This window comes from Sorangium sp. So ce887 (assembly GCF_051521455.1).
Lineage (GTDB): Bacteria > Myxococcota_A > Polyangia > Polyangiales > Polyangiaceae > Sorangium.
Genome location: NZ_CP150354.1, coordinates 7,232,382 through 7,245,267 on the forward strand (window position 1 = coordinate 7,232,382; position 12,886 = coordinate 7,245,267).

Genomic DNA, 12,886 nt, shown 5'->3' on the forward strand with positions numbered 1-12,886 from the left:
CGGCGCCTCGGATCTCCTGCGCAAGCCGAGGTCGTGAGCGCGTGCCCCCGGGATGCGCGGCCGGGCGGCCACACGCTCCGCCCCCGGGTGTGCTAGACCGGCGCCCGAATGCGCATCGCGCTCGTCTATCCGCCGACCTGTGACCCCACGGCCCCGTACCTCGCGGTGCCGATGCTGACCGGCTTCCTCCGCGCGAACGGCGTGGAGGTGCTGCCCGTCGACGCGAACGTCGAGGCGTTCGACGCGCTCCTCACGCCGGAGCGCATGGCAGGGCTCCTCGATCGCCTCGAGGCGCGCCTCGGCGAGCTCGATCGGCGCGCGGCGCTCCCGCACGCCGATCAGCTCGAGTACCTGGCGCTCGCCCGCGCGCGCGGCGACGCGCACGCCGTCCCGGGCGCGGTCGACGCCGCCAAGGCCACGCTCCGCTCCGCCGAGGCCTTCTACGATCCGGACGCGTACGCGCGCGCGGTCGCGACGATCGAGGCGGCGCTCGGCGTCGTGTCCGCCACGCACCACCCGCTCAAGCTCGACTTCACGGCGTACCGGACGCCCTTCGGCCTGACGTCGATGGACGAGATCGCCCGGTCGAGCCGCCCGGAGCACGATCCGTTCGACGCCTGGGTGCAGCAGACGCTCGTGCCCCGGCTCCGCGACGCGCGCGCCGACATCGTCGGCCTCTCGGTGTGCTTCCCGGGCCAGCTCCAGCCCGCATACGCGTTCGCGCGCAAGATCAAGGAGGCGCTGCCCGGCGTGCACGTCACGTGCGGCGGCCCCGGCGTCACGCAGCTGCTCCTCCGGCTCTCGGGCGAGCGGCTCGCGCGCGCGCTCGGCCCGTTCGACTCGGCGTGCCTCTTCGAGGGCGAGCACACCCTGCTCGCGCTCGCCCGCGCGCTCGACGAAGGACGGCCGCTGCGCGACGTGCCGAACGTCGTCGTGCGCGACCGGCTGATGGGCGCGCGCTTCACGTCCGGCCACGGCATGGAGGACCTGAAGGCGCTCCCCGCGCCCGACTTCGACGGGCTCCCGCTCGGCGCCTACCTCGCGCCGACCCTCGTGCTCCCGTACGACCCCACGCGGGGCTGTTACTGGGGCAAATGCACCTTCTGCCATTACGGCCTCGCGGAGGTCGGCACCGCCGCGTACCGAGAGCGCGCCGTGGAGACCATCGTGGCGCACCTCTCGGCGCTCGCCGAGCGGCACGGCACGCGCCACTTCTACCTGTCGCAGGACTCGGTCGCGCCGAAGACGCTCGTGAAGATGGCGCAGGCGATCATCGACGCCGGCCTCGACGTGCGGTGGGCGACCGACCTCAAGCCGGAGAAGTACCTGACCCAGGAGCGCGCGGACGTGCTGCGCCGCGCCGGCGCCGTCGCGTGCGCGCTCGGCGTCGAGTCCGCGTCGCCGCGCGTCCTCGGGCTCATCGACAAGGGCGCGCCCGTCGAGGTCGTCTCCGACGTGATCGACCACCTCGCGTCCGCGGGCGTGGCCGCCGAGGCGATGTGCTTCACGGAGTTCCCCACCGAGACGCACGCCGAGGCCGTCGAGACGCTCGACTTCCTGCGCGCGCGGCGGGAGGCGCTCGCGGTCTACATCGTCGGCGAGTTCGGGCTGACGCACGGCTCGCTCGTCGCGCAGACACCGGAGCGCTTCGGGATCGACGAGGTGTTCGAGATCGAGGGCGACGAGCTCGGGCTCGGCCTGTTCTTCGTCCCGCGTACGCCGTGGAAGACCGACGCCGAGCGCGCCGACGTCGACGAGCGGCTCGCCGACCTGTCGCGCGGCTGGACCCTGCGCACGTATCCGTGGGCCGGCGCCGTGTCGACCGCGCACACGATCCTCCAGTACGACCGCTTCGGGCCCGGCGTCTTCCGCGATCGGGCGGCGCGCCGCCCCGAGGACGGCGTGCCCGGCGCGACCGCCCTCGAGCGAGGGCTGCGCTTCGATCCGCGCGCGGCCGCGCTCGCGGAGGGGCGCGAGGCGGAGATCTGGGCGACCCTCGTCCACGAGGAGCGGCGCGTGGGGCGCGACGCCTACGAGACGCTCGCGCGGTCGCTGCCGCCGCTCCGGCCGAAGCCGGTGCGCGTCAGGTTCATCGCGGGCGCCGCGCCGGCCGTGACGTCGGGGCGACGGCCGTCGCACGCGACGAGCGCGGCGCGCTGAGCAACCCCTGAGGGGCCAGCTCCACCGCCCGCCGTCCCGGGCGCGGCGGGGGCGCGATCGCGGCCGGCTGCGCGCCGCGCCTGTCCCATCAATCTTGCCCAGGCCGCCCCGGTCGAGCGTCAATGGTCTCGGACGCGAAGCATGACGCGTGGCACGAACCGCGAATCGCTCGCGCTCGGGCGCCGCGCGCAGAAGCGCCACAGGGCCTGTGGACCCTCGGGATCACGTCCGGGAGCAGATCACATGAAACGATTGCAGGACAAAGTCGCGCTCATCACGGGCGGCAATGCGGGGATTGGCAAGGCCGCAGCGCTCCTGTTCGCCCAGGAGGGCGCCAGGGTGGTCGTCGCCGCTCGCCGGGAGGACGAGGGCGCACAGACGGTCGCGGAGATCATCGCCCAGGGGGGCGAAGCCATGTTCGTCCGGGCCGACATATCGCGCTCGGCCGATTGCGCCGCCATGGTGACAGCCACCGTGAAGAGGTTCGGGCGGCTCGATGTCGCGTTCAACAACGCGGGCGTCGTGCAGTACGGAAAGACCGTGATCGAGCTCGAGGAAGAGGAGTGGGATCGCGTGCTCGCCATCAACCTGAAGGGCGTCTTCCTGTCGATGAAGCACGAGATCCCCGAGATGCTCAAGACGGGCGGGGGAGCCATCGTCAACAACTCCTCGATCGGGGGTCTCGTCGTGATCCCGGGCATGTCCGCGTACCAGTCGTCGAAGCATGGCCTCATCGGGCTGACCAAGGTCGCGGCCCTCGAGTTCGCCGCGCGCAACGTGCGGGTGAACGCGATCTGCCCGGCGGGCACGGACACGCCGATGCTCGCCAGCTGGACGGCGGATCCGGAGCTGAAGCAGCGCCTCGTCGCGACCCACCCCATCGGTCGCCTGGCGGACCCGATCGAGCCGGCGCGGGCGGCCCTCTTCCTGGCGAGCGACGAGGCGTCGTTCATCACCGGGGTCGCCCTGCCCGTCGACGGCGGTAGTATCCTGCCCTGACGCCGTCGGTCCCGGGCGCCGGCGAGGGCGGCTGATCTCGACGAGCACGCCGCCGGGAGCGCGCAGGTAGAAGGCCGGCCCGCCGCGGAGCATCCTGTCGGGTACGTCAAGCAGCGCGAAGGTGGCAGCGCGAGTCAGGGTCCTCGCGGGTGCCGCGCCGGCTTTACCGTCGGAGCGGTGGCCGTCACAACCGCGTGAGATGAACTCATGTCGGCTCCCTCCAGTTCTCCAAAATCAGTGGGTAGCCGGCTGATTGAACACGGCTGTAATCGGACGTGTTGCCTGTCACGAGCGGCAGCCCGTGATGAATGGCGGTCGCGGCGATCATCGTATCTGGTACGCCGATCGGCGTGCCGGCCATCTGCAAATCGGCCATGATGCGACCAGCGAGCTCAGCCGCGATCGCGTCCAGGAGCAGCACCTCGCTCCGATGCGCCATCTCCAGGAACTGCCTCGTCTTCTGCTCTGCTTGCCGCTGCGAGTAGCCAGCGACGACCTCCATGACAGAGACGACGGAGAACGTGAAACGGCCGTGGAAGGCGACGTACGAGCGCGCGCGTGCCACGACAGCCGGGCTCTTCGCCTTGGTGATCTCGGACAGGATATCCGTGTCAAGGAGAGCCTTTTTCACCCGTTTCCCCCACGTCGCGCAACCTGGAGGAGCGACGATTCTCCCGGACGACCTCCATCATGGCATCGACCGCCTCGGGGTCATCGGCGAAGAGCCCGATCAGAGACGGAGCTGCTTCTGCTTCACGTGATAGCTCCTCGCTTGCGGATCGATCCGCGAGTTCATGGACCACACGCTCGACGAGCCGGAGTCGCTCCTGGACCGGTAGGCCCTGGATGGCCTGGAAAATTCGCTCCACGTCGGTCATCGGTAGACCTCCCTGTTCACACGCACCGCGGCCCAGCGTAGCGCGATCCCGGGAGCACGGGCGGCCTCTCCCGGACGCAGGGAGCCGCCGCCGCCTGGGGTGGCCAGCGGGCGCCCCTCGGCGCCCGGCAGCCGCTCCCCGCCTCTTAAACCGCTGCCGACCCGCCCCCGCCGGCCGCCTGCGCGCGCGCGCGCTTGCGGACCTGGATCTCCGGCGACTCCGCGACCGCCATCCCCACGAGGCGCATGCCCTCCAGGAAGTGCCGCGCCCCGGTCCGGACGAGCTCGTGGCTCGCCTCCCCGACCTCCGGATAGCCGCGCCCCTCCGCGTCGGGCTGCACCTTGCCCCAGTTCGCGAACAGCCGCCCCCACGGGCTCTCCAGCACGGGCGCCATCTTCTCCTTGGCGTAGCGCGGGTACCAGAACATGTCGTGGTACGTGACCGACGCGACGTAGGCCCACGGCGCGAGCCAGGTCTTGAGCGACCACTCCACCGGCTTCTTCAGGGGCCCCCAGTAGATGCGGTGCTGGTTGCGCGAGGCGAACGTCATCTCCTTGAAGGGTCCCTCGAAGTTCCACTGCTCGTTCGCCGCGTCCACGTCGCCCACGAGCTCGATGTCGCGCACGTCGCCCGTCCCGAGGCCGAGGTCGTGCGCGAGCCGCACGAACTTGAGGTCGCGCAGCGGGTCGAACCCCATCAGCTTCGCCGCCACCGCGTCGATCGCCACCTGGTCCGACGACGCGAGCAGGACGTTCTTCACGTGCGGCACCATGCAGCGCGGCCCCGGGCCGTCGCCCGCGAAGGTGCCGTCCATCACCGCGAAGACCCCGCGGTGGATCTTCTTCTGGATCATCAGCAGGTCCACGAGCGTCTCGTGGATCACCGGGTGCGTCCAGTGCCGGTGCTCGTTCAGCAGGCCGCCGAACGCGTTCTTCATCGCGCCCGTGGTCGTCGTGAAGATGTGGGTCTTCACCGTGGGCAGGTGGATGATGTTCTCCCCGATGAAGCGCTTCGGGATCGAGAACCCCTTCGGGTACACGTCGTTCAGACAGAGGAACTTCTTCCGCAGATCCCCGACCGCGTCCCCGATCGGGATCCACTCCTCGCCCTCGTAGAGGTGGACGTTGCGCAGTCCGTGCGCCTGCACGACGTCGATCTGCTTGTTCTCGCGCTCGCCGAGGTGGGCGTCGATGACCACCGTACGGTTGTGGCACGCGTGGATCAGGTCCTTCGAGTACCCGTCCTGCGTCATCGCCCGGATGACGCCCTCCAGCTGCCAGGGCGTCGTGGATGAGCTCGGGTAGAAGAAGTGCCAGGAGATGTTCACCTTGAGCGCCGTGTCGGCGTCCTTGGCGATCACATCCTGATAACCGGCCAGGTTCATCAGCCGGTGGTAGTCCGAGAGCACCGTCGCAGGCGACGTGCGGATCACAGCAACCTTCGATTTCGGCATGGCCGGGTCCTTATAGCCCGTCCCGAGTTGCCCGATCCGGGAAGTTGCGGGGGATCCGTGTGGAGCCTCCGTGCAGCGCGGTCACCGCGGAGCCGCGCGGCGCGCCGTGCGGCTGACGGCCGCGCCCGCATCCGCACAGGTCCACCCTGTCACGATCGGGGCATCCTGCCCCAGGGAAGAGGCCGCCGTGCACGCCCCCGGACGGAAGCGACGACGCCGAGCTCGACGCCGCGCCGCCGCACGGGCGCAGAAGGTCGCGGAACCCGCCGGCCGCCGGCCTCGGCCGCCCTTTCGGCACGGGGGGTGCAATCAGGTGGGAACAGACTGCGAACAGACTGCAACCAGACTGCAAACAGACTGCAAACAGAATCGCGTTGAGGTCGTCTCCCGCGAAGACAACGGATCGACCCCTGAGCCCCCCTTGGAGGACATCATGCTCGGCTGGACTGTCACCTTCTTCATCATTGCGATCATCGCTGCCGTCTTCGGGTTCGGCGGTATTGCCGCGAGCGCCGCGTCCATCGCGAAGATCCTGTTCGTCGCGTTCCTTGTGCTCGCCGTGGTCTCGTTCGCGCTCGGGCGCCGCGTCCCCACATGACCCAAGGAACAGGTGAAGCCATGAAGAACGCGTCGCAACAATGGAACGGTGAGCCCTGGAGACCCGGTGTGCCGCAGCCGAGGATGAGCCCTCCCGGCGAGCCGCCGGGAACCCCCGGCTCGCCCCCGGGAACCCCCGGCTCGCCCCCGGGTACGTCGCCGGATCGTGAGATCCAGCTCCCGGGCACCGAGCAGCCCGGCGGGGATCCGACGCCGGGGAAGCACCAGCCCGAGGTGCCGACGCCCGCGCCCACGCCCGAGATCCCCGACCCGTCGCCCTACGAGGTCCCACGCCATGACTTCCCGCGCGCGGGGGGCGGGCGATAACAGGCCGGAGCGCTGCTGCCTCCACGCCGCGGGCGGCCGCCCTCCAGCTCCGCCCGCCAGAAGTCCGGCCAGGGATGGCCGAAGAGAGATTTCAACGCGAAGGCGCAAAGGCGCAAAGGCGCAAGAAGAACAAATTTCATGCATTTTTGCGTCTTTGCGCTCTTGGCGTCTTTGCGTTGAAATCTCTCTTCGCTCGCGAGGCAGATCCCTGGCACGATTTCTGACGCGCGGAACCAGCTGATCCCTATGCCTGAAGATCCCGCCCACCCTCCCGTGCCCAGCACAGCCATCGCGCACGGGCGGGGCCGCTTCCGCCGGGCGCTCGCGCGCGCGGCCGGCGTGACGGCCAGCGTGATCGGCCTGGGAGGCGTCTTCGTCGCCGCGGTGGGGGTCGGCGCGGTCGTTCACCTGAACACCGCCTCGACGCGCAACCTGACAAGGCAGCTCGTCAACGACATCCTGCGCTCCAGCCTGCAGGGAGAGATCGAGATCGCGCGCATCGACCGTCTCGGCCTCTTCACCACCGATATCTCCGCGGTGACGGTGCGCCACCCCAGCGGCGCGGAGCTGCTCCGCGTCAGCGGCGTCCACGCCGAGTTCAACGCGCCCTCGATCGTGCGAGAGCTCGTCCTCGGCGACGGCGATCTCGCCATCACGATCCCGCTCGTCCGGGTCGCCGATGCGGACGTCCTGCTCGAGCAGGACCCGCAAGGCGCGCTCACCCTCGCCGAGGCGTTCACGCCGAAGCCGTCCGAGGAGCCGCCCGCCGAGGAAAGCCGGCCGCTCCGCCTCGAGCTGTCGCGCGTCGTCCTCGATCACGCCGCGGTCCACGGCACGGTCGCCCCCGGGAGCCCCATCGACGCGACGATCGAGGACGTCGCCGGCGGCATCGTCGTCGCGGACCGGAGCCAGTACGCGCTCGAGCGCCTGCGCATCACCGAGCGGCGCCTCCTGCCGGTCCCTGTCGAGGTCACCCGCGTCTCCGGGAACGTGAGCGTCCCCGCGGACGCGCCGATGGAGCTCACCGCGAAGCTCGAGGGGAGCGTCGGGGCGATCCCGCTCACGGCCGAGGGGACCTTGAAGGACGAGCGCCTCTCGGCGCGGATCTCGTCCGCGCGCGTGACCCCCGAGGCGGCCCTCGCGATCGACCCCAGCGTGCCGCTGGCGCGGCCGCTCTCGGTCCTGATCACGGCCGACGGAGAGCTCTCGGACCTCGCCGTCACGGCGCGCGTCGCGGTCCTCGATCCGCTCGTCACCGACGACGCCGTGACCGGCGAGATCACCGCCCGCGCCCGGCTGAACGCCCTCGATCCGAGGCGCATCACGGCCGAGGTCCGGATCGCCGAGCTCGACCCGCGCGCCTTCGCCGGGACGGCGCCGGCCGCGCGGGTGAGCGCGGAGGCCCGCGGGGAGATCCACCTCGACGCGGAGGGCGGGCCGCGCATCGTCGGCGAGGCGAAGACGGAGCCGTTCCTCGCCGTGGGGCAGCGCGTGCCGGCGCTCGATGCGCGCGCGACGTTCGAGCGCGGAGCGCTGCGCGCCGCCGCGACGATCCACGAGCCCGGCGCGCCCATCGAGGCCACCGTCGCCCTCTCCAGAGAGGGGGAGATCCAGTTCGAGGCGCAGAGCGAGATCCCGTCCCTCAGCGCGGTGCAGCACGTCCCGAGCGGCATCCACGGCAGCGCCGCGCTCCACGTCGAGGGCGCGCTCAAGAACGACGCGCTCGACGCGAGGGCGACCGTGCGCGTCGCCGGGCTCCGCGTCGGGTCGGAGCTGCGGCTCGGGCGCGGCGAGCTCCGGGCAAGGGCCACGGGGCCCCTCGACAAGCTCACGATCGAGGGCGACTTCCGGGGCGCGGATCTCCGCGCGCAGCAGTACGCGTTCAGCCGCGTCGCGGCGAGCGCCGCAGGGCCCGCCACCGCGCCGCGCGTCCGCGTATCGCTGGCCAGCGCGGAGCGCCGGATCACGGCCTCGGCCGACCTCGACATCGAGCGGAGCGAGGCGCGGCGGATCCGCGTGGAGGTGGCGCGCGGGGAGGACGAGATGACCGCGCAGGCGGCCCGCGTCGCGTGGGGCCGCGGGATCGCCCTCCGCGGGCTCGAGCTGCGCGGCGACGGCGTGGGCGAGCTCCAGGGGAACCTGTCGCTCACCGGGAACGAGGTCGAGGGCGACCTCCGCGGCACCGCGATCCACCTCGAGCGCATCGCCGACATCGCCGGGGTGCCGCTCGGGGTCGGGGGCCTCGCGAACCTCGATGTGTCGATGCACGGCCGGGGGAAGCGCCGCGCCGGGCACGTGCAGGTCGAGCTCGAGGACGGCTCCATCCCGGGCGTGGCGCCGCGGCTGTCGATGAACATGACGGCGCGCGTCGACGGCGAGGCGCTGAAGGCCGACGGCCTGGTCCGGCTGATCGCGCCGCCCGAGCCGCCGCCGGCCCGATCGCGGGAGGCCCAGCGCCAGGGCGCGACGCCGGGCGAGCCGTCGGCCACGATCGGCGACCTGGCGAGGCGCCAGAAGACGCCGCCGCCGCCGGTGTGCCAGGGCGCGATCGCGCGCGTCCTGGTCGACGGGAGCGCGGCGCAGCTGCGCGGGCCGCTCCTCTCCGGACGCACCTGGCAGACCGTCACCGGCGCGGCGCGCATGGACGCCGACGCCTGGCAGCTCGGGTGCCTGGCCCAGGCCTCGCCGGTCCCGCTCGCCCTGAGCGAGCTCGCGGGCCGGCTGACCGCGCGCCTCGCGGTGGTGCGCGAGGCGGGAGAGCGGCTCCCGTCGGTGCGGAGCCTCCTGATCCGCACCGAGGGCCTGCGCGCCGCGGGGCCCGTCGACGAGGCGACGGGCGCGCCGGCGTGGGTGTCGAGGAAGCTCGACGCGCGGATCGCCGGCGATCTCGACGCGAAGACGGGCGACGCGCAAGTCACGCTGTCGGTGTTCGACCGCCAGCTCGTGGCGGAGCTCTCGGCCGCGCTCGACGCCGATCTTCCGGCGCTCCTGGCCGATCCGGTCGCGGCGCTCCCGCGGATGCCGGTCGCGGCGCACCTCCGCGTGCCGCGCCGCCGGCTCAACGATCTCGCCGAGCTGGCCGCCTTCGGCAAGAGGACCCCGGTGCTCTCCGGCGCCGCGGGGCTCGACGTGTACTTCGCGGGGACGATGGCCGAGCCCAGGCTCGTGGCCCGCGCGATGGCGTCGAACGTGGGCGGCGCGGGGGGCCCCTCGCCGCTCGGCAAGCTCCGGCTCGACACGCTGCTCGTATACGACGGGCGCGACGCGGCGCTCGACGCCTATGCCTTCCGCGGCCCGCGCACCTACATGACGGCGACGGCGAAGCTCGGCGCGAACGCCGCCGCCCTCCTCGGCGGTGCCCAGGGCGGTCCGCTCTTCACCAAGGGCAGCCTCGAGGCGAAGATCGCGGACCTGCCGCTCGCCGAGATCCCCGTCCTCGCCGACATGCAGATCAGCGGTCAGGCGCGAGGCGAGGTCGCCGTGCGGGGCCTGTTCGAGCCCGCCCCCGAGGTCGTGGCGCGCCTCGAGTTCCCGGGCCTGAAGCTCGGCCCCGACGTGGAGTACGAGACCGCCGAGGTCTCGTTCAACATCGCGCCGCCGGGCGACGCCGGGCGCACCGCGGCGGTGGCCAACGTGCGGCTCGTGGGGCGCGACGGCGGTCGGCTCGAGGCCAAGGCGGTGGCGCCGGTGGTGTGGGAGGCGAACGCGATCCCGACGCTCACGGACGACCAGAACGCCGAGGTGTCGCTCGCGGTCGATCGCTTCCGTCTAGCGGCGCTGGAGCCGTTCCTCCAGGGCTCGGTGAACCGGCTCGACGGCACGCTCGACGGCGAGGTGCGGCTCGGGCTCGGCGCGCAGGCGGGCTTCTCCGGCCAGATGCGCCTCACCGGCGGCCTGGTCCACGTGGCCACGATCGGCCAGCCGTTCGAGAACGCGTCGTTCCGCGTGACGGCGAGCCCCTCCGGCGAGCTGCGCATCGAGGACATCCGCGCCGAGGCCGGCAGCGGCCAGGTCCGCGGCAAGGCGACCCTCCAGATGGAGGGGTTCGCGTTCCGGAGCGCCCGCGCCGAGCTGGAGATCCCGGAGCGCCGGGATCTCCCGATCGCGCTGGAGGGCGTCCCCATGGGCGACGTGCGCGGCAGGGTGGTGCTCGCGGCGGAGAGCCGGGACGAGCAGATCGCCGTGCGCGTGGATGTGCCCACGCTCCACGTCACCCTGCCGCCCACGATCGGGCGGAGCGTGCAGCCGCTCGACGAGAACAAGGACATCACCACGTCGGTGCCGCTCAGCCGGGAAGAGTACGAGGCGCGGCGGGCGCCGGCCGAGCCGACGGACCAGGCGAAGCGGAGCGCGGGCGGCACGCCGCTCGTCATGGAGGTCCACCTCGGCAGGATCGGCATCGAGGGCGACATGGTGCAGGCCTCGCTGTCCGGGGATCCGGCGCACCCCCTCCGCATCCAGGTCGCGGAGGAGACCCGGATCGACGGCAACGTGAACATCCTCTCGGGCAAGCTCGAGGTGATCGGCAAGGAGTTCGAGATCGAGCCGGGCGTCGTCGCGCTGCAGGGGGATCCCTCGAATCCATACCTGAACGTGAAGGCGTTCCACGACACGCGGGAGGGGACCCGCATCTTCATCGACTATGTGGGGGAGCTCAACCCGATCACCGAGGAGAAGATCACCTTCCGTTCGGAGCCCCCGCGCCCGGAGAACGAGGTGATCGCCGAGCTCCTGCTCGGCAAGCAGTACGCGGAAGGGACGCTGGCGGGCGGCACGTCCACCGAGGAGCCTGGCTCCGGGGGCGGCAGCAACGCGGCCGGAGGGGTCGCGGCCGGCGTGGGCACGGGGCTCGCGTCCGCGCAGATCAACATGATCCTCCAGAGCATCGGTCCGCTCCAGAACTTCGAGACGCAGCTGGACACGACCGACGAGGGCGCGCTGAAGACCACCGTGGGCTACCAGCTCGGGGAGCAGGTGACCGCGAGCGCGAGCTACGAGGCGGGGCCCACGGGGCAGGGTCAGGGGGCCGGGTCCCCGAGCAGCCCCGCCGCGGCCCGTGCCCGCACCGAGGTGAGCCTGGAGTGGCGGTTCCGCCGGGACTGGTCCGTGCGGGCCGGGATGGCGACGGGCGAGAGCCCGGGGACGACGCTCGACCTGCTCTGGAAGCACCGGTACTGAGCGCGCTCCGGCGCGGGGCGCGCTCTTCGTGAGGGCGGCGCGCCTCCTGCGCGCCGGCTCAACGCTTCACGCAGATACCGCCGCAGTCTGCGCCGATCTTCGGATCGCAGTCGTCGCCCGGGTCGTCGATGCACTCCAGCCCCTCGGGGCACGGGCGCGCCGTGATGCCGCCGCACCCCTCCGGCGCGGGCTCGGGCGCCACGCAGATGCCGCCGCAGTCCGCCCCGCCGTGCTCCGGGTCGCAGTCGTCGGACGGATCATCGATGCACTCCCGCCCGTCGGGGCACTCCAGCCCCGCGAAGCCCCCGCACTCCGGCCCCCTCGGCCGCGGCTCCACGCAGATGCCGCCGCAGTCCGCCCCGCCGCGCTTCGGGTCGCAATCGTCGGCCGGGTCGTCGATGCACTCCAGCCCCTCGGGGCACTCGATCCCAGCGATGCCCCCGCACATCGTCGGCGCGGGCTTCGGCTCCACGCAGATGCCGCCGCAGTCCGCCCCGCCGTGCTTCGGGTCGCAGTCGTCGGCCGGGTCGTCGACGCACTCCCGCCCTTCGGGGCACTCCAGCCCCAGGAAGCCCCCGCACTCCGGCCCCCCCGGCGGCGTCGGCTCCACGCAGATGCCGCCGCAGTCCGCCCCGCCGTGCTTCGGGTCGCAGTCGTCGGCCGGGTCGTCGATGCACTCCCGCCCTTCGGGGCACTCCAGCCCCAGGAATCCCCCGCACTCCGGCCCCCCAGGCGGCGGCGGCTCCACGCAGATGCCGCCGCAGTCCGCGCCGCCGCGCTTCGGGTCGCAGTCGTCCGACGGGTCATCGACGCACTCCCGCCCCTCGGGGCACTCGATCCCAGCGAAGCCCCCGCACTCCGGCCCCCCCGGCGGCGTCGGCTCCACGCAGATGCCGCCGCAGTCCGCCCCGCCGTGCTCCGGGTCGCAGTCGTCGGCCGGATCATCGATGCACTCCAGCCCGTCGGGACAGCCCGTCCCGAGGAGCCCGCCGCACGTCTGAGCTCCGGGCGGCTCCTGCGGTCCTCCGCCCCCGCCGCCGTCTTCCTCTTCGTCGCAGCCCACGAGCCCGAACACGATCAGCAAGAGAGCCAGTCCTTTGTGACGCATCAGAACCTCCGCGTTGTGGTTGTCCGAACCCCGACGCGGCCACCGGACCGGCGACCGCGCGGCGAGCCTTTCGCGCGGGCGCCGCCGAGGACGACGCCTCCAGCGCGACCGCCCAGGCCGCCAGCAGCGCTGCTGCGGTCTGCGCTCTCCAGCAGAGCGTCCTTCGAGGGGCCGCGTCGCGCCATC

9 protein-coding genes are annotated in these 12,886 nt (G+C 72.5%); 5 read left to right on the forward strand and 4 right to left on the reverse strand.

Annotated elements, in window-relative coordinates; translation table 11 throughout:
- Positions 1 to 108 precede the first annotated feature (108 nt).
- Together WMF36_RS26800 and WMF36_RS26805 are read left to right on the forward strand one after the other, a co-directional pair.
- Entirely contained in the window at positions 109 to 2,160 is a 2,052-nt protein-coding gene (locus WMF36_RS26800; RefSeq protein WP_437573603.1) for a B12-binding domain-containing radical SAM protein, read from the forward strand.
- A gap of 243 nt (positions 2,161 to 2,403) precedes the next feature.
- Positions 2,404 to 3,159, forward strand: a complete 756-nt coding sequence (locus tag WMF36_RS26805) for an SDR family NAD(P)-dependent oxidoreductase (RefSeq protein WP_437573604.1) — start codon at positions 2,404 to 2,406, stop codon at positions 3,157 to 3,159.
- A 205-nt stretch (positions 3,160 to 3,364) separates the two neighbouring features.
- Here the strand turns inward: WMF36_RS26805 and WMF36_RS26810 are convergent, their stop codons facing one another.
- The 3 genes from WMF36_RS26810 to WMF36_RS26820 form a co-directional block, all read right to left on the reverse strand.
- Entirely contained in the window at positions 3,365 to 3,790 is a 426-nt protein-coding gene (locus tag WMF36_RS26810; RefSeq protein ID WP_437573605.1) for a type II toxin-antitoxin system VapC family toxin, read from the reverse strand.
- Entirely contained in the window at positions 3,771 to 4,037 is a 267-nt protein-coding gene (locus WMF36_RS26815; RefSeq protein WP_437573606.1) for a hypothetical protein, read from the reverse strand. The genes WMF36_RS26810 and WMF36_RS26815 overlap by 20 nt, the downstream gene beginning before the upstream one ends.
- 145 nt (positions 4,038 to 4,182) lie before the next feature.
- A complete protein-coding gene (locus WMF36_RS26820; RefSeq protein ID WP_437573607.1) occupies positions 4,183 to 5,490 on the reverse strand; it encodes a DUF362 domain-containing protein in 1,308 nt (435 codons plus the stop codon).
- A 433-nt stretch (positions 5,491 to 5,923) separates the two neighbouring features.
- Between WMF36_RS26820 and WMF36_RS26825 the strand changes: the two genes are divergently transcribed.
- The 3 genes from WMF36_RS26825 (at position 5,924) to WMF36_RS26835 (ending at position 11,592) form a co-directional block, all read left to right on the forward strand.
- A complete protein-coding gene (locus tag WMF36_RS26825) occupies positions 5,924 to 6,088 on the forward strand; it encodes a DUF1328 domain-containing protein (protein ID WP_437573608.1) in 165 nt (54 codons plus the stop codon).
- Positions 6,089 to 6,108: 20 nt separating this feature from the next.
- Positions 6,109 to 6,414: a hypothetical protein gene (locus WMF36_RS26830; RefSeq protein ID WP_437573609.1), complete on the forward strand. Its 306-nt coding sequence runs from the start codon at positions 6,109 to 6,111 to the stop codon at positions 6,412 to 6,414.
- Positions 6,415 to 6,660: 246 nt separating this feature from the next.
- Positions 6,661 to 11,592 (forward strand): translocation/assembly module TamB domain-containing protein, encoded by a 4,932-nt coding sequence (locus WMF36_RS26835; RefSeq protein ID WP_437573610.1) that lies wholly within the window; start codon positions 6,661 to 6,663, stop codon positions 11,590 to 11,592.
- Positions 11,593 to 11,650: 58 nt separating this feature from the next.
- Here WMF36_RS26835 and WMF36_RS26840 read toward each other — a convergent pair whose 3' ends face one another.
- The gene (locus WMF36_RS26840; protein WP_437573611.1) at positions 11,651 to 12,700 is read right to left on the reverse strand and encodes a hypothetical protein; all 1,050 of its coding nucleotides are present in this window, start codon (positions 12,698 to 12,700) and stop codon (positions 11,651 to 11,653) included.
- Between the last annotated feature and the right edge of the window lie 186 nt (positions 12,701 to 12,886).

Excerpts from the sequence above, each read along its gene's own strand:
- WMF36_RS26815 (WP_437573606.1), bottom strand. The coding sequence starts at position 4,037 with ATGACCGACGTGGAGCGAATTTTCCAGGCCATCCAGGGCCTACCGGTC.
- WMF36_RS26825 (WP_437573608.1), top strand. The coding sequence starts at position 5,924 with ATGCTCGGCTGGACTGTCACCTTCTTCATCATTGCGATCATCGCTGCC.
- WMF36_RS26820 (WP_437573607.1), bottom strand. The coding sequence starts at position 5,490 with ATGCCGAAATCGAAGGTTGCTGTGATCCGCACGTCGCCTGCGACGGTG.
- WMF36_RS26840 (WP_437573611.1), bottom strand. The coding sequence starts at position 12,700 with ATGCGTCACAAAGGACTGGCTCTCTTGCTGATCGTGTTCGGGCTCGTG.
- WMF36_RS26830 (WP_437573609.1), top strand. The coding sequence starts at position 6,109 with ATGAAGAACGCGTCGCAACAATGGAACGGTGAGCCCTGGAGACCCGGT.
- WMF36_RS26800 (WP_437573603.1), top strand. The coding sequence starts at position 109 with ATGCGCATCGCGCTCGTCTATCCGCCGACCTGTGACCCCACGGCCCCG.
- WMF36_RS26835 (WP_437573610.1), top strand. The coding sequence starts at position 6,661 with ATGCCTGAAGATCCCGCCCACCCTCCCGTGCCCAGCACAGCCATCGCG.
- WMF36_RS26805 (WP_437573604.1), top strand. The coding sequence starts at position 2,404 with ATGAAACGATTGCAGGACAAAGTCGCGCTCATCACGGGCGGCAATGCG.